Genomic DNA, 15,552 nt, shown 5'->3' on the forward strand with positions numbered 1-15,552 from the left:
GGTCTGTCAGTTGGTTTTGGAGAAAGCCTTGCTCAGGTCGTCAACCGTGTCCATCACGGACCGGTATCCGCCGGACGCAATATAGACCTTGGCGGCATTCAGGTAGATCACCTGACCGGAGGTCCAGGCCTTGGTTTCGGCCACGAGCCGGTTGTTCAGGGTCTCTGAGGCAAGGCTTGCATCCTCGCCAATGGCGGCTGCCCGGTCGATCACGATCAGCCAGTCCGGGTCCGTGTCACGGATGAATTCAAAGGAGACCGCCTCGCCATGGGTGGAGGCCTTGACCTCTTGCAGGGCAGGTTCAATGCCGAGCTCGGAATGCAGCCAGCCGAAACGGGACCCCAGACCATAGACACTTATCTTCGGGCCATTGGTCAGCACGATCAGGGCCTTGCCGGCCCCGGACGTGCGGGTGCGCAGGGCTGCGACCGCCGCATCCAGCTTCCCGGTGAGGGCTTTGGCCTCGTCTTCCTTGCCGAAGATCTGGCCATAGGCGTCCAGACGGGCCTTGGCCTGTGTCAGCAGGCCGTCGCCCCAGATGGTCATGTCGATGGTGGGAGCAAGGGCGGACAGGGCGTCAACCTGCGCCGAGGACCGTCCGCCAGCAATGATGAGATCAGGGGCCACCGCGTTGACCCTCTCGAAATCCGGCTCGAACAGGGAGCCTGCGGGCGCTGCGGTTTGCGCGGCCTCTTGCAGATAGTCGACATAGACCCGGTTCGGAACGCCTGCGGCGCGAACGCCAAGGGCCGTGAGTGTGTCCAGCGCAGCAATGTCGAAAACAATAACCTTTTCGGGCTGTGCGGGCACATCCACCGGGCCGGCCGCCGTTTCAACCGTCACCATGCCGGCAAGGGCAGCCTGTGCACTCATAAACAGGGCCGCAGCGGCGGCGGACAGTCGGATCATGCGCATCCTTGTCTCCATCTCCGGTCGCCTGGCTGTTCCATTGGAAGTGGCTGAGCGGTTTCGTCAATGCGGCGTTCGGATCTGGCCGCAGAAGGGCTATTTGAGGGCCGTCGCTCCGGGCGGTGCGGGCCTGAGCTTCATGTCTATGCCAATTGGCCGGTCCGGGCCAGCATTCTGCCTTTGCCAATTGCCCGTTTGCCACTGAATTTTGCACGCAGCCTCACGGGGCCGCAAGCCGGGTCAGATAGGCGTCAACTCCGGCAAACAGGAATTCCTTCAAGGCATCCAGCTGGACGTTGGGTCCTGTGCCGGCGCCCATCAGCGGAATGGCCGACACGGAAGCGGAAAACATCAGGTCGATCAGGAGCGTCGGTTCCAAGCGGCTCCGGTGTTCCGGCGGCACTTTGGCCCCCAGAAGCGTCCTTAACCTGCTGATCCCGGGCGCCTGATAGTCCTGGGCCCGCTCCAGCACGGCTTCCTGTTCCGCCGAAGCCCGCTCGATCAGGATAATGAAGGGGCCAGGGGCGCCGGTTGCCACGTCTTGACCGAGATCGGCCAGCGCGTCGAAATAGGCGCCGACAAGAGCCCGGGTGCCGGGGCCATCTTCCTGTGCACTCTGCTCGGCCTGTTCGATCCGGGTCAACAGCTCTTTGTCCAGCTGCGAGAACCGGTTCTTGAGCAGTTCCAGCAGAAGCTCCATCTTGCTGCCGAAATAGTAGTTCACCGAGGCGACATTGGCGTCCGAAGCGTCGGTGATCTCCCGCACCGAGGTGGCTGCAATCCCCTTTTCCGCCATCAGCCGCTCGGCATTTGCCAGCAGGCGCTCACGGGTTGATTCCGGATCCATGTCCTCTCCTTCAAACAACGGGCCCGGGAGGCCTGTCAGACGGCAGGGGTTTCCTGCCGGCCGGTTGTGCAAACCGGTCTGCCGAACTTGTGCTCAGTGCGGAGATAGACCGTTTGGCTGCGAAATTCAAACGGTGTTTCAAGCGGAGCCCGGCTGCCGTAGCCGTCAGGATTTTGGCCTGGGCCGATCAGGAAGATTGTATTCGCGGCGCGTGGAACTTTGGCATGAAAGGGCTGGAAAGTCAGAGGAAATGTGATGTTTCGAGAGGTGCCCTGCGGCAGATCTTTTTCTATGTATCTGACATTTCACGGAAAAATGACTTGTTGCCTGACGGCAACAGGAGTCTCAAAAATATGAGCTATAGCTCGCATTATTTCTTGCATGTTATATTCAACATTTATAAACCGCCTGAGAAAGAAATCATCCAGCCAAGACGCCAGGATGCGCAAAAAAAATGGGCAGTAGGGCACATGTTGAAATATTCTGGACTGGTGAGCGCAACGCTTCTGGCGGCCGTTCAAGGCGTGCATGCACAGGATCTCACCCTTGAAGAAGAGCCGGTGCTGAGCAGCGAAGACGAAACGGTTCTGGACTTGATCGTCGTGAAGTCGGCAACGCGGACTGAGACGCCGATTTCTGAATCAACGGTTTCCGTGTCCGTGGTGACGGAAGAACAGGTGCAGCGGCAAGCTGAAGTCAGCGCCAATGTGGGGGCAATTCTGGCAAAGACCGTTCCAGGCTTCGGGCAGTCGACCGAAAACATGACCGATTATGGCCAGACCCTGCGCGGCCGGAATTTCCTCACCCTGATTGACGGGGTTCCCCAGACCAACACGCTCAACAACAATTACCGGGCACTGAACAGCATCAGCACGACAGCGATCGAGCAGATTGAAGTGGTGCGGGGCGCAACGGCGGCCTACGGTTTCGGAGCGCCGGGAGGCATCGTCAATATCATCACCAAAAAGCCCAAGGATGGGGAATTCAACGCCGAGCTCAGCCTGGGTGTGACGGTTTCTCCCACAAATGTCTCGGAGTCCTTCGCCTATACAACCGAAGCGTCGGCATCCGGCGCCAAGAACGGCTTTTTCTATCTGGCAAATGGCAGCTGGGAAGACACGGGTGCATCCTATACCGCCGATGGCGAGCGCCGGCCTGCGGATTCCTTCGGCACGCAGGGTGGCACGGACGATATCTTCGCCTATAACTTCCTGGGCAAGATCGGCTATGAGCACGAGAGCCACACGATCGAGTTCAGCGCTAACAAATACCGGTTCTGGCAGGACAGCGACTGGTCCGGCGTTGTTTCCGGCGGCAGCCGGGTCAACAACACCAGTGCGACTGCGGCCCGCGGCAATCTGAACACCAGAACGCCGGGCACGGACAATCTGACCCTGAACGGCACTTACACCAATGATGACCTTCTAGGCGGCACGTTCGAGCTCCAGACTTACTACAACAAGAACACGACGACCTTCACCAAAACAGAATTCCTGACGACGACCTACAATCAGTATGAAACGGAATCCCAGAAGATGGGCGCGCGGGCCACATTCGACACGCCGCTGCCCTGGGACCGTCTCCCGGTTGATCTGGTCTGGGGGCTCGATGTCATCAACGATCAGACCAAGGTCAACCCGATTGATGGGCCTGTTGATTCACCTGAATATGACCTGACAGGGGTCGCACCCTTTGCGCAGCTGAGCACGGATCTGTTCAATGAGCGTGCCAAGCTGACCGCCGGGGTCCGCTACGAATATCTGTCGCTCGATATTGATGACTATATCAACGAACTTGGTACATCGGTGAATGGTGGCACACTGACGTTCAGTGAACCGCTCTTCAATATCAGCGGCTCCTTCGACATCAATGACACGTTCACCGTGTTTGGCGGGTTTTCGCAAGGTTTCCAGCTGGGGGATCTGGGACGGTATCTCTACAATTCCAGCTTTACGGATGTGTCGCAGCTGTCTGACGATGGCCAGAAAACCGACAGCTATGAACTGGGAGTGCGGGCCATCGGATCCGCCTGGGATGCGTCGGTCACCGGCTTTTACAACGAGTCCGAAAACGGGGTCAGTTATGATGCGGACCTGAACATCGTGCTGGCGCCCGAACATATTTGGGGTGTGGAAGTGGCCGCGAACTATGAAGCGACCGACCAGATCACCATCGGCGGCACCTTCACCTGGATGGAAGGGGAATATGATACGGACGGGGACGGAGAATATGACTCCGATCTCGGTTCTGACCGTATCGCACCGATGAAGCTGACCGGTTACGTGGAATATGAGCCGCGCGAGTGGGCCAAGTTCCGCCTGCAGGGCCTTTATTCCGGCTACCGCAACCCGGACAGCGAGCAATTCACGGGGCTTGAATCCATTGATCCTTATTTCGTGATGGACGCTTTTGCCGACTTCAAGGTGAACAAGCGCTCCAAGCTGTCGCTCGGCATTGAGAACCTTCTGAATGCGGATTATGTTCCGGTGCTGCAGCAGTCCTATGCGGCGGAAGCCTATGCCGGATATGTGGACTACTACTACGTGAAAGCGCCAGGAACGACGTTCTCAGCCAAATATTCCGTCAAATTCTGACACGTATCAAACGGCGCTCAACCGGACCGGGTCGGGTGTCCAAAAGCAAGTCTTGTGGCTCCGTCAATGCTGCGGAGCCACGGTCTTGAGTGTATGAAAGGGCCAGCCCGTGACTACAAACACCGGGCCTCAGCAAGGGGAGGGCGGTGAAGACCGCCTGTTTTCCTGCCGGAACATCCGTGTGGAACGGGACGGCCGGACGCTGCTTGCGCTTGAGGCCTTGGAGTTTCACCCCGGACAGATCACCGGATTGATCGGGCATAACGGGTCGGGCAAGTCGACCCTGCTCAAGGTTCTGGCCGGTCAGATGGAGGCCGGTTCCGGCGAGGTTCACTATCGCGGCAAACCGATCAAGGCCTGGGAACGGCGGGCCTTTGCCCGCTCACTCGCCCATTTGCCGCAGGACACCCCGCCGACGCGCGGGCTTCTGGTGCACGAACTTGTGGCCATGGGGCGTTATCCCTGGCACGGCGCCTTCGGCAGGTTCGGGGCAACGGACCGGGAGAAAACCGAAGAGGCCATGCGGCTGACCGGTGTTCTGCCGCTGGCGGACCGTCTGGTCGACACCCTGTCGGGCGGCGAATGCCAGCGGTGCTGGATCGCGATGATGGTGGCGCAGGACGCCGGATGTCTGCTGCTGGACGAACCGATTTCCGCGCTGGATGTGGCCCATCAGATTGAGGTGCTTGATCTGGTGCGCGATCTCAGCCGCTCCCGGGGCCTTGCCTCCATTCTGGTCTTGCATGACGTCAACATGGCGGCGCGCTATTGCGACCGGCTGGTGGCGCTGAAGGCAGGACAGTGTGTGGCGGACGGCACACCGCAGGCTCTGCTGAAGCCTTCTGTGCTGGAGGCAATTTACGGACTTGCCATGAATGTGCTGCCGCATCCGGGGGGCAACGGGGTGCTGGCCTATGTCGATTGACCGGCGCGCGTTTCTGGCGGGGGGCGCAGGGCTGGCGGGCTTGTTGGCGGCGGGGGGCTTCCCGGCTGCGGCGGCGGCTGGCAAAGGTGCGCTGCGGGTTGTCACTCTGGATTATGCGGCCGCCGCGACCTTGATTTCCATGGGCCTGACCCCGGTGGGCGTTGCCTCGAGCGACCGGTGGGGTCGCTGGGTGGTTTCACCGCCTTTGCCGACATCTGTTGCCAATATTGGTCAGGACCTTGCCGTCAATCTGGAAGTGATTGCCGCCCTCAAACCGGATCTCATCACCACCACCCCCTATACGGATACATTGCGGGCCCGTCTTGAGCGCATCGCGCCAGTGCATCTGGTCTCCGTTTACAACGGCACCGGAACGCCGCTGGCGAATGCCCGGAGCGAAACGCTCAAGCTTGGAGCTGTGACCGGTCTGGTGCCGGAATCTGAGGCTTTTCTGAAGGAGGCAGAGGCCGAATTTGGTGCCTTGCGCGACCGCTTGTCCGGCCTCAAAACGCCGCCTCTGACCTTGGTGAACTTCATGGATGACCGCCATGTCCGGGTCTATGGCGGCCAGGGGCTCTATCAGAATGTACTCGACCGGCTCGGGCTTCAAAACGCCTGGACCCGGCCTGCCAATTACTGGGGCTTTACTACCGTCGGCCTTGAGGAGCTTGCCCGGTCCGCCCCGGCGGATATGCATCTGATTGCGTTCGAGCCAATTTTGAACGCGATCAAGCCGACCCTGGCTTCCAGTCCGCTCTGGCGGTCCATGCCGGTGGTGGCTGAGGGCAATTTTGTAACCTTTCCTGCGGTTTTGACTTTCGGCATGGTCCCCGCTGCCCTGCGGCTCGCCAGATTGCTGACCACCTATCTGGAAGGCGTGAGCGCATGAGCGGATATGGGATGGCGAACCGGGCGCCGGTTCTCTCCGGCCTTCTGTTTACGCTGGCGGCGCTCTTGTGCTGGCTGCTTTTGTCCCCGCACTTGGCAGTGTTGCTTGAGGCGCCCGGCGGATATGATGTAGAGCGCATGATCGTGCTCTACGCGACCTTGCCACGCATGGTTTCCGCTCTTTTGTGCGGGGCGGCCCTGTCGCTTTCAGGTGTTCTGATGCAGACCGTGCTGCGTAATCCGCTGGCCTCCCCGACAACTTTGGGCGTGTCGGCCGGGGCCTATCTGGCGCTTGTTCTGGCGTCCCTGTTTGCCCCGGCCCTGATTGCCTTCAGCCGGGATGCGGTGGCCGCCGCCGGTAGCCTGGCGGCGGCGGGCCTTGTTTTCCTGCTGGTGTCCCGGCGCGGCTTTTCGCCGGTCACCCTGGTGCTGGGCGGTCTGGTGATCAGCTTCTATTGCGGGGCGGCGGCAACCTTGCTGGTGCTGCTGAATGACCGCTATCTGGCCAGTCTGTTCATCTGGGGGGCGGGCTCCCTGTCGCAGCAGGACTGGGCAATTCCCCTGAACCTTGCCCCGAAACTGGCCTTTCTGGCCCTCGCTGCCGTGTTCCTTGTGCGCCCCCTGACGGTTTTGAGCGTCGGGGATGAGACGGCCGGGGCGCTGGGTGCGTCACCGGGCCTGATCCGGTTTCTAGCCATCGTGCTGGCGGTTTGCCTGGCGGCCCTGGTCACAAGCGCGGTTGGTGTCATCGGGTTCATCGGCCTGGCTGCCCCCGCCTTGGCGCGGCTTGCCGGTGCGCGCACCGTTGCCAGCCAGATCCTGTGGTCGACATTTGTCGGGGCGGCCCTGCTGTTTCTGACAGACAGTGCCCTTCAGCTGCTAACGGGCCAATTGGCGAATTTCATCCCGACCGGGGCGGTGACCGCGCTGTTTGGAAGTCCGTTGCTGCTTCTGCTTCTGGGCAAGACACGCTCGGCCAGCGTTCCGGAGCGCCAGGCGGAGCCGCTGGCCCGCTGGCGCCATCCCGTGCGGGTGACCGTTGCCGCCGGTCTGCTTCTGCCGCTCGTCTGCCTTTTGGTCAGTGTTTTGATTGGCCGTTCTGCAGAGGGCAGCTGGGAGATCCTCTTTACCAGCCCGGCGATGGACCTGGTGCTTCAGTTTCGCGTGCCCCGGGTGGTGAGTGCAGCGGCTGCCGGAATGATGCTGGCCATGGCAGGGGTGATCCTGCAGCGCCTGTCCGGCAACGACATGGCCAGCCCCGAAGTGCTCGGTGTCAGTTCCGGGGCCATGCTCGGGCTGGCCTTCGGGGTGTTTGTGTTCGCACCCGGACAGACACTGATGTTGAGTGGGTGCGCGTCCGTTGGGGCACTTGCCATTATGGGGTTGATCCTGGCCCTGAACCGGAAAACGGGCTTTCAGGCAGAGCGCATGGTACTGGCGGGTATTGCCTTTACTGCCTTGCTGGATGCGCTGATTGGCGCCTTGGCCGCCACCGGTGACCTGCGTTCTCTCTTGCTGCTGCGCTGGATGAGCGGTTCGACCTATGGGGCGGATGTCTCCAGCATGCTGGTGCTGGCCGGGGCCGTGCTGGCTCTGGGCGGGGCTGCGCTGGCCCTCGTGCGCTGGCTAGACCTCTTGACCCTTGGTGCCAGCACGGCTCTGGGCCTTGGACTGCCGGTGAAACGGGCCCGGGCAGGGCTGTTTATTCTGGCCGGGCTTCTCACGGCAGTGGCAACGATTGCGGTCGGGCCGCTCAGCTTTGTCGGGCTGATGGCGCCGCATATTGCCCGGCAGCTCGGATTTGCAGGGGCAAGGGACCAGCTTCTGGCCGCCATGTCTGCAGGGGCCAGCTTGATGGTGGCTGCCGACTGGATCGGGCGCTACGGCTATTTTCCCTACGAAATGCCTGCGGGGCTTGTCTCCGCGCTTGTCGGAACCCCCTTCCTTCTGCTTCTGTTGAGCCGCCGGCAGGGATAGGACCGCAGTGTTGCAGCGGGTCTTTGCCCGCTTGCATGGAGGCCGGGCAAGATGCTACCCCCACGCAGGTTTGTAATCTGAGAATGGGCTGCGCTACGGTTGCAGTGCCTGTTCCGGGCGGACCTTGCGGCCGTCAGGCGGGGGCGCCTTCTGACTGTCTTTCGTATGGAAAATGCCCGGGACGCAGGGCGCTTGAGGTGAGGGAGGCAGCAGACGTGTCTGCGGCAGATGTAAGGACCGTTTCCAAACGCAAGGTGGCGCAGCAGGAACGGTCGAAGGCCAAGGTACAGCGGATTCTGGATACGGTTCTGGACATGCTGAAGGACGGCCCGGCCGACAAGATCACCACCAATGAGATTGCCAAACGGGCGAAGATCAGTATTGGCTCACTCTATCAGTTCTTTCCCAACAAAGAGGCGATTTTCTATGAGCTGTTCAGTCAATGGCTGCAGCAGACCGTCGATCTGATAGATGAAGCCGGGGCCCGCTTTGATGGCACGGAAAAGCTTCATGAGCTGTCCGATGCGGTGTTTGACTGCCTGTCGCGGGATGACAGCATCAACTCCCAGGGACACTGGCAATTGCTGCGTGCCATGGGCAGCACGGTTGAGCTGGTGGCCCTGGAGGCGGAGCACCAGCGCGAGGTGTTTGAGCGCCTTACTGCGTTTCAGAGAAAATTCGGCAGAAAGGTCCCTGACAGCCAGACCGAGGTTCTGGCAGTCTTGCAGCACCACGTCATGGTGGGGTGTCTGGCGACGGCCGCGCAGGTCGGCGATCATGCAGAACGCCAGAAGGTGCTCGACTGGGGCCGGAAAACCATGCGGCTTGTCTATGACATTGACGCTCTCAATGCCTGACCCTGTTCAGGGGTTAGGCTGAGGTTTTAAGTAAAACTATGCTTTATGAAAAGTAAATTTTTGAGAATATTTTTTAAGTAAGGTAATTTTTCGCTCTTAACCAATAATTTTGAATAAGTCTCTAAAGTGCATACCGTCTGATTGAGTAACGGGGGAATGACCTGCGCAGAATGCGGATGTGCGATCGCGCGGGTTGGCCCCGAATAGAATAGAACGGCGTGGGTTAGAGACGATGTGTGTGCGTAGACAGTTCTCTGCTTTGGCACTTTGTGCGTTTGTTCTGGCAGGATGCCAGTCTGGGGATGTGGCGAGCCTGTCGGCTTTCGGAGACACGGCCGCCGCGAATGACGACATATCCAAGGTTGCCTATTACCGCGATGACCAATTGCTGACCAAGGCCAAGATCCAGTTCAAGGCAAAGAACTACGGCAAGGCTTATTCGATCTACAAGCGCGCGGTTGAGGTGAACCCTAAGGACCCGGTGGCCTGGCTGGGCTATTCGGCTTCGGCGGATATGATCGGACGTTTCGACAATGCGGATGTCGGTTACAAACGCCTGGCCCGGATGATCCCGAACCGGCCGGAATATCTCAACAATGTGGGCTATTCCTATCTTCTGCGCGGCAAACTCGTGCCGGCGCGGCGCTATTTCCTGAAGGCCTATGACATCGACCCGGAAAACCAGACGACGGCAAACAATTTGGAACTGCTGCGCAACAGTGTATCCTTTACCAATCGCGGGTGACGGGTTGTGAACGCCAGACTTGCTAAAGCCGTATCGTTTCCTTCCCAGACGCCCGCCTCCTTCCCAGGAAGGGCCGGCAACGTGAATGGATCTGAACAAGGCACAGACGCACAGGCTCTGAACGTCCGGGGCCCGTCGGAAACCGAAGCGGCCGCACCCGAAGTTGGGGCACCGTCCACCGCAGCGATCCTTCAGCGGAACATCAAGATCCTGCTCGCGCTCAATACGGTCTCCGTCGCTGTGGCGGTCCTGTTGTTTGTGGGCCTGTTCTTTTCCTGGTCGGCGACCTCGGAGCTGAGCCGGATCCGCCAGCAGATCGACGGCCTGCAGCAATTCGAAACCCGGATCTCCGGCAATATGGACCTCATGAACAGCGGCATCCAGAACCGGCTGTCCCGGCTGGACCAGCGTATCAGTCAGATCCAGTCCGGGGTGCGGCTGATCCAGTCCGATGTGGGCACGGAGGTGCAGGTCGACCGGCTGAAGACCGTGGTCGACAGCAATATCGACTTCTTCCATCCGGCCACGGCGCAGATGATGTTCTCGCCGGAGCTTGCGGCCAATGGTGCCAGCCGGTTCGAACTGGCCCGCGCGGCGCCCACCCCCCGGGTGACCGTGTCGCGTCAGCCGGTGCCGCAGGCACAGGGCGCCTCCCTGTTCCGCAGGATCGTGACGCCGGATGGCAAGGTACGCTACGAAAAACGGTCGTCTGCCGCAGAGTGATCTTTCCGGCAGGGCGATTTTGTTTCGGGGTCTTTCAGACAGACAGAACATTTGACCGATGACTTGGCTCCCTCTTCAGGGCCATGTCTAAAGCCTGTCTTGCTGTTTCCTTGCCGGTTCAATCAAAGCGTGTTCTTCGGTTGAATTTTGTCCTGATTTGGATGAATGCATTCAAGTCTAGGCAAAAACACGCCCGTGTCATGTAACAACCAATCAATAACCATCGATTTTAAGGTTTTTTTCACGGCGTGTTAATCGTCATGATCCTAGAATTATTTCACATCGGGTGGTGGATTCTCCGAGCTCTTAGTGAATTCTACGAAGGGGAGCGGTTTATCTTGACCTAACGTAATTATGGATTTTGCGAATGCCGCAGACACTGCCGAACCGGAAACGCCTGTCGTTTCTGACAGTTTTGATCCTGATGCTGCCCCTGGCCCTGACAGGGCTGGACGAGGCCGCCGCTCAGGTCGACGAGATGACCCTTGTGGTTAATGGCGGCAGCGTGTCCAGGATCACCATGCCGCCCGGCACCACCCGAACCGTACGCACCAACAGGAAGTTCTCCGACCTTGTTGTGGGCAATCCGGAAACGGCGGACATTGTGCCCCTGTCCGAGCAGGTGCTTTACATTCAGGGCAAGGAACCGGGCCTGACCAATATCTCGATCTATGATGCGTCCAAGACCCTCCTGGGCGTTATTGAAGTCCGCGTTCAGCTTGATTTTGAAGATGTCACCCGGGCCATCCGCGCCGTGGCGCCGACGTCGCTGGTCTCTGTGTCAAATGTCGGCAACAAGATCCGCCTGAGCGGGTCCGTAAACAATGCCGTGGAACTGCGCCGGGTTCTGGAAGTTGCCCAGCAATTTTCAGAGGCGCCGGTGATCAACGCCATGAGCCTGCGCAGCCCTCAACAGGTTGCGCTTGAAGTCAGGGTGCTGGAGGCCAGCCGCTCCATTGGCCGGGATCTTGGGGTCAACTGGGTTGGGCGCTCGGACAATGGCAATGTCAGCACCAGCGGGTCCCGGGTCTCTGTCGGAACTGATGACACCGGCGGTCTGATCTCGGTTCTGGGCACGGGCGCCAGTGTCGCCCAGCAGGGGGCTATTCCCTTCGGAACCCTGATCGGCAAGGTGCTTGAAACCGCGGGCCTGCGCATCGACACAGTTATTGACGCTCTTGAAGGACGGGGTCTCGTGCGCCGTCTGGCGCAGCCGAACCTGACCACGATCAGCGGAGAAACGGCCCGCTTTCATGTGGGCGGTGAAGTGCCGATCGAAACCTCTGTCACCAATGGTGGCAACGTTGCCACCTCCACGGACTACCGGCCCTTCGGTGTCCGGCTGGAATTTGTGCCAACCGTGATGGATGGCAGCCGCATCAATTTGCGTGTCATGACCGAAGTCAGCGATATTGACAGCTCGATCAATGTGAACGGCAATCCGGGTTTCTCCTCGCGCAGAGCCGAGGCGGTTATCGAATTGCGCGACGGCCAGAGCTTTTCCATTGCCGGTCTTCTGGAAAATGTCGACCAGCGGGATGTCAGCCAGCTGCCCTGGCTCGGTCAGGTTCCGGTTCTGGGCGCGCTGTTCCGCTCCACCAGCTTTCAGAAGCGGGAGACCGATCTGGTGATCGTGGTGACCCCGCGTCTGGTGCGCCCGGCCAATCCGAACCAGCCACTGGCGTCTCCGCTCGACAGGACCCGGCCGAGCAATGATGTGGAACTGTTTGCGCTTGGCATCCTGGAAGTGAACAAGGACATGCTGCGCACCTACAAGGATGGCGAGGGCCTTGTCGGTCCCTATGGCCATATTGTCGATCTGGAACTTGAGGATGGCTATGTTTACACCAAGAACTGACCGGCTGGCCGCGCTGGCGCTGGGGCTTCTGGTGTCCGGTTGCGCGGATTACATGAACCGCCGGGATACGGCCTCCCTCGGCGCGGGCAATGCCATGGAAGCCAATATGGGCATTCACACCGTCAACCCGTTCCCCAGGGCGGCCTACAACACCCGTATTGAGCAGGACGGACAGGCCGCCGTTGCTGCACAGGAGCGCTATGTGATCCCCAGCGACAGCGATGTTGTGATCTCAGGGGCCACCAGCGGCGAATAATCTGCGCTCAGAGATGGGCGCGCCAGGGCAGGCTCACGCAGACCGGCGCCGGATGATTTCATAGCCGATATCGACAACGGCTGGTGTGCTGTCCTGGCCCTGAAGGCGCTTGAGGATCGTGTCCGCCGCCTCCATGCCGAGCCGGTCCCGGTCGACCCTAACGGTTGTCAGGGGCGGTTCAAGATGGCTGGCAAATTCCTGGTCTCCAAACCCGACAATGGCAATATCATCCGGAATGGTGATCCCGCGCGCCTGCGCTTCGATCACGAGGCCCTGGGCCAGAACATCCGAACTGCAAAAAATCACTCCTGCAGTAAAATCCCGTGTGTCGATCAGGTCGCTGAGCGCTTCACGTCCCGATGCGATGCTTGCCGGGCCCTTGCAGTTATGGACCGTGACCGCCGCTGTGCTGTCGTTTGAAAACCGGCTGATAAAGGCGTCCCGGCGCCGGTGGGCGCGCTCGTCATTGGCGGTCACGGTTGCCGCCCGCTTTTGCCCGAGGCCAAGAACAAAATCCGCAACCGCGTGGCTGGCCTCCACATGGGAAAAGCCTACGCATGTATCGATGGGCGTGTCCGTTATGTCCCATACCTCGACCACGGGAATGCCGGCGCCCAGCAGCATGCGTCTGGATTGGGCGGAATGATATATCCCGGTCAACAGCAGGGCGTCGGGGCGGCGGGAGAGGTGCGTTGCAATGGCCCGCTCCTCCTCATCCGGCGTGAAGCCCGTTTCTGAAAGCAGCAGCTGATAACCGGCTTCCCTCAGCCGGTCATTGAAGGTTTTCAAAAAAGCTGAATAGACCACATTGGTCAGCGACGGGATCAGCGCTGAAATCAGGTTGCTGCGCTGGGAGGCCAGCGCTCCGGCAATCGCATTGGGTACGAAGCCGGTCTGCTCAATCGCCTCGTGAATGCGTCTCAGGGTCTCTGGCGAGACTTTTCCCGGTTCGCTGAGCGCGCGCGAGACCGTAACCTGGGACACGCCGGCGATCTTGCCGACCGTGGTCATGGTCACCCGGTCGGCTGTCCGGGGCTTGCGGACCGCTTTCGGCTTCTGCTCTTCTTTCATGCGGCCCCCGGGGTTTCCTGCTGTCTTGGAGCATGCCTCCCAAACGGACCAGCCGGGCAGGGCATGCATAAACCCGGTTCCATATCGCTTCCGGCACGAAACGGAAAGATCCTTGAGAGGTCTTGGTGCCCGCAGTACCTGCCTCAATAAACAAGACCCAATCCGACCGTGCTCTGAGAGCGTTCAGCAAGGAGCGGGTCACAGGGCGATGCGGGGCATCGTCCAGGACGCGCGACACGGCGGCAGAACGCTCTCATGCCGTGGTCTCCGGTGGTTTTTTCAGGCCCGCCGGGCTGTCTCACACCGCTCGCCCCGGCCAACCAGGCGGACCTGCACGCCTTTCCTTGCCGGCGATCCTGAAAAACCCGTCCAATCGGGTCTTGAGTGTTCAAGTTTGTATGCGGCCCGGGTCAGGAGGATCGCTCAGATCTGGACAGATAGAGCGACCCTGCGAGAGAGCAGGCAATCAAGATCCACAGCACGACCGCGATCCAGCTTTTGGTGAAGAAGATGGTCAGGTCGCCAAAGGCTTCCAGGCTCTTGACAAAATAGACTTCCGACGACGGGCCGAGAATGAAGCCGATGACGAAGGGGGCGATTTCCAGTTTCAGATGGAAGGCCAGCCAGCCGAACAGGCCGAAAATGGCCAGGGTCCAGACGTCGAACATGATGCCGTAATTGATGGTGTAGGCGCCGGTGACGCACATCATCAAAATGACCGGAAACAGGATGTGTTTCGGCACGGTGACGATCAGGGCCACATAGCGTATGGCAAAGAACATCAGCGCGAACATGGCCAGATTGGCAATCATCATTGCAAAGATCATCGCGTCCCAGGTTTCCGGGTTGTTGCCGATGAAAAGCGGGCCAACCTGAACGCCCTGAAGGGTGAAGGCGCCGATAAGCAGCGCGGTGGTGGCATCGCCCGGAATGCCGAGGGACAGAAGCGGCACGAGGGCGCCGCCGGTCAGGCCATTGTTTCCGGATTCGGAGGCGATGATCCCGGCTGGTTCGCCCTTGCCGAAATTGGCCCGGTTCCTGGAAAAGTTCTTTGCATTTGTGTAGGCAAGGATCGAGGCAGCGGAGCCGCCAACGCCGGGGAGAATGCCCACAAAGGTGCCAATGCCGGAGGAGCGGATCAGATTGACGATCTGTCCCTTGAAGACGGAAAACGAGAAGGTCGAACGTGTGCCGACCGTGAGCTGGTTTCTGGTCAGGCCGCGCGGCATGCCGGCCTCGGCCTCCATCAGCACGGCCGTGAGGCCAAACAGCCCGATCAGGACCGGCAGCAACGAAAAACCACTGTCGAGCCAGTAGTCCAGGCCGGGTGGGATCAGCCGGGTCTTGCCGTTGCCGCCGCTGGATACGTCATACATGCCGATGAGGCTGACAAAAATGCCAAGCACGCCGGAAAACAGGCCGAACAGCAGGTCTTTCGACAGGGCGGCCATGACGGACAGGGCCAGCAGAATGATCAGGAATTTCTCCACATAGGAAAACCGGATCGCGAAATCGGCCAGAACCGGGGCGAACAGGAACAGGATTGCCAGGGAGATCAGGCCGCCCACCAGGGACGAGACAATGCCGATCTTCAGGGCGCGCTCACCTTCGCCGCGCCGGGTCATCGGATAGCCGTCAAACGTGGTGGTGATGGAGGAGGGAGTGCCTGGAATGTTGAGCAGGATGGCGGGCACCAGCCCGCCGGAAATGCCGCCCACATAAAGGCCGAGCAGAAGCGCAAGCCCGTTTTCCAGGCCGAGCGGATAGGTCAGGGGCAGGCAGACAGCCACCGCCATGGTGGCGGTCATGCCGGGAATGGCCCCGAAAATGATACCGACCAAAGTCCCGCCCACAATCAGGGCCAGAAACAGGGGCGTGACGAAAGTAAAAAAGTCCATGTGT

General features: G+C 60.1%; 12 protein-coding genes and 1 pseudogene. 9 read left to right on the plus strand and 4 right to left on the minus strand.

Going from position 1 to position 15,552, the window contains the following annotated elements:
* Nucleotides 1-6: 6 nt before the first annotated feature.
* Nucleotides 7-909, minus strand: coding sequence for a siderophore ABC transporter substrate-binding protein (locus tag ACXAH0_RS07070; protein ID WP_475189935.1), 903 nt, complete (start codon nucleotides 907-909; stop codon nucleotides 7-9).
* A 220-nt stretch (nucleotides 910-1,129) separates the two neighbouring features.
* Nucleotides 1,130-1,756 (minus strand): TetR/AcrR family transcriptional regulator, encoded by a 627-nt coding sequence (locus ACXAH0_RS07075; RefSeq protein ID WP_475185572.1) that lies wholly within the window; start codon nucleotides 1,754-1,756, stop codon nucleotides 1,130-1,132.
* A gap of 470 nt (nucleotides 1,757-2,226) precedes the next feature.
* On the opposite strand from ACXAH0_RS07075, the gene ACXAH0_RS07080 reads away from it, so the two are divergent.
* The 9 genes and pseudogenes from ACXAH0_RS07080 (at nucleotide 2,227) to ACXAH0_RS07120 (ending at nucleotide 12,579) form a co-directional block, all read left to right on the plus strand.
* Nucleotides 2,227-4,350: a TonB-dependent receptor gene (locus tag ACXAH0_RS07080; protein ID WP_475189936.1), complete on the plus strand. Its 2,124-nt coding sequence runs from the start codon at nucleotides 2,227-2,229 to the stop codon at nucleotides 4,348-4,350.
* A 232-nt stretch (nucleotides 4,351-4,582) separates the two neighbouring features.
* Nucleotides 4,583-5,275 (plus strand): annotated as a pseudogene (locus ACXAH0_RS07085) (ATP-binding cassette domain-containing protein); the annotation flags it as partial.
* Nucleotides 5,265-6,164 (plus strand): ABC transporter substrate-binding protein, encoded by a 900-nt coding sequence (locus tag ACXAH0_RS07090; protein WP_475185565.1) that lies wholly within the window; start codon nucleotides 5,265-5,267, stop codon nucleotides 6,162-6,164. The pseudogene ACXAH0_RS07085 and the gene ACXAH0_RS07090, both read left to right, overlap by 11 nt.
* A complete protein-coding gene (fhuB, locus tag ACXAH0_RS07095) occupies nucleotides 6,161-8,140 on the plus strand; it encodes a Fe(3+)-hydroxamate ABC transporter permease FhuB (protein ID WP_475189938.1) in 1,980 nt (659 codons plus the stop codon). The genes ACXAH0_RS07090 and fhuB overlap by 4 nt, the downstream gene beginning before the upstream one ends.
* A 215-nt stretch (nucleotides 8,141-8,355) precedes the next feature.
* On the plus strand, nucleotides 8,356-8,997 hold the full coding sequence (locus ACXAH0_RS07100; protein ID WP_475185560.1) for a TetR/AcrR family transcriptional regulator: 642 nt from the start codon (nucleotides 8,356-8,358) through the stop codon (nucleotides 8,995-8,997).
* Nucleotides 8,998-9,235: 238 nt separating this feature from the next.
* Nucleotides 9,236-9,742, plus strand: a complete 507-nt coding sequence (locus tag ACXAH0_RS07105) for a tetratricopeptide repeat protein (protein ID WP_475185558.1) — start codon at nucleotides 9,236-9,238, stop codon at nucleotides 9,740-9,742.
* Nucleotides 9,743-9,823: 81 nt separating this feature from the next.
* Nucleotides 9,824-10,465: a hypothetical protein gene (locus ACXAH0_RS07110; RefSeq protein WP_475189940.1), complete on the plus strand. Its 642-nt coding sequence runs from the start codon at nucleotides 9,824-9,826 to the stop codon at nucleotides 10,463-10,465.
* A gap of 367 nt (nucleotides 10,466-10,832) precedes the next feature.
* A complete protein-coding gene (locus ACXAH0_RS07115) occupies nucleotides 10,833-12,323 on the plus strand; it encodes a type II and III secretion system protein family protein (protein WP_475189942.1) in 1,491 nt (496 codons plus the stop codon).
* A complete protein-coding gene (locus tag ACXAH0_RS07120) occupies nucleotides 12,304-12,579 on the plus strand; it encodes a pilus assembly protein (RefSeq protein WP_475185551.1) in 276 nt (91 codons plus the stop codon). The genes ACXAH0_RS07115 and ACXAH0_RS07120 overlap by 20 nt, the downstream gene beginning before the upstream one ends.
* Nucleotides 12,580-12,612: 33 nt before the next feature.
* On the opposite strand, the gene ACXAH0_RS07125 is transcribed toward ACXAH0_RS07120, so the two are convergent.
* Together ACXAH0_RS07125 and ACXAH0_RS07130 are read right to left on the minus strand one after the other, a co-directional pair.
* On the minus strand, nucleotides 12,613-13,650 hold the full coding sequence (locus ACXAH0_RS07125; RefSeq protein WP_475185548.1) for a LacI family DNA-binding transcriptional regulator: 1,038 nt from the start codon (nucleotides 13,648-13,650) through the stop codon (nucleotides 12,613-12,615).
* A gap of 410 nt (nucleotides 13,651-14,060) precedes the next feature.
* The gene (locus ACXAH0_RS07130) at nucleotides 14,061-15,548 is read right to left on the minus strand and encodes a tripartite tricarboxylate transporter permease (protein WP_475189943.1); all 1,488 of its coding nucleotides are present in this window, start codon (nucleotides 15,546-15,548) and stop codon (nucleotides 14,061-14,063) included.
* Nucleotides 15,549-15,552 lie beyond the last annotated feature (4 nt).

Source organism: Roseibium sp. AWQ4_290 (assembly GCF_056160985.1).

What these genes read in the sequence shown, in the direction of transcription:
- ACXAH0_RS07070 (WP_475189935.1), bottom strand. Translation starts at nt 909, where the DNA reads ATGATCCGACTGTCCGCCGCCGCTGCGGCCCTGTTTATGAGTGCACAG.
- ACXAH0_RS07115 (WP_475189942.1), top strand. Translation starts at nt 10,833, where the DNA reads ATGCCGCAGACACTGCCGAACCGGAAACGCCTGTCGTTTCTGACAGTT.
- ACXAH0_RS07090 (WP_475185565.1), top strand. Translation starts at nt 5,265, where the DNA reads ATGTCGATTGACCGGCGCGCGTTTCTGGCGGGGGGCGCAGGGCTGGCG.
- ACXAH0_RS07075 (WP_475185572.1), bottom strand. Translation starts at nt 1,756, where the DNA reads ATGGATCCGGAATCAACCCGTGAGCGCCTGCTGGCAAATGCCGAGCGG.
- fhuB (WP_475189938.1), top strand. Translation starts at nt 6,161, where the DNA reads ATGAGCGGATATGGGATGGCGAACCGGGCGCCGGTTCTCTCCGGCCTT.
- ACXAH0_RS07080 (WP_475189936.1), top strand. Translation starts at nt 2,227, where the DNA reads ATGTTGAAATATTCTGGACTGGTGAGCGCAACGCTTCTGGCGGCCGTT.
- ACXAH0_RS07120 (WP_475185551.1), top strand. Translation starts at nt 12,304, where the DNA reads ATGTTTACACCAAGAACTGACCGGCTGGCCGCGCTGGCGCTGGGGCTT.
- ACXAH0_RS07125 (WP_475185548.1), bottom strand. Translation starts at nt 13,650, where the DNA reads ATGAAAGAAGAGCAGAAGCCGAAAGCGGTCCGCAAGCCCCGGACAGCC.
- ACXAH0_RS07130 (WP_475189943.1), bottom strand. Translation starts at nt 15,548, where the DNA reads ATGGACTTTTTTACTTTCGTCACGCCCCTGTTTCTGGCCCTGATTGTG.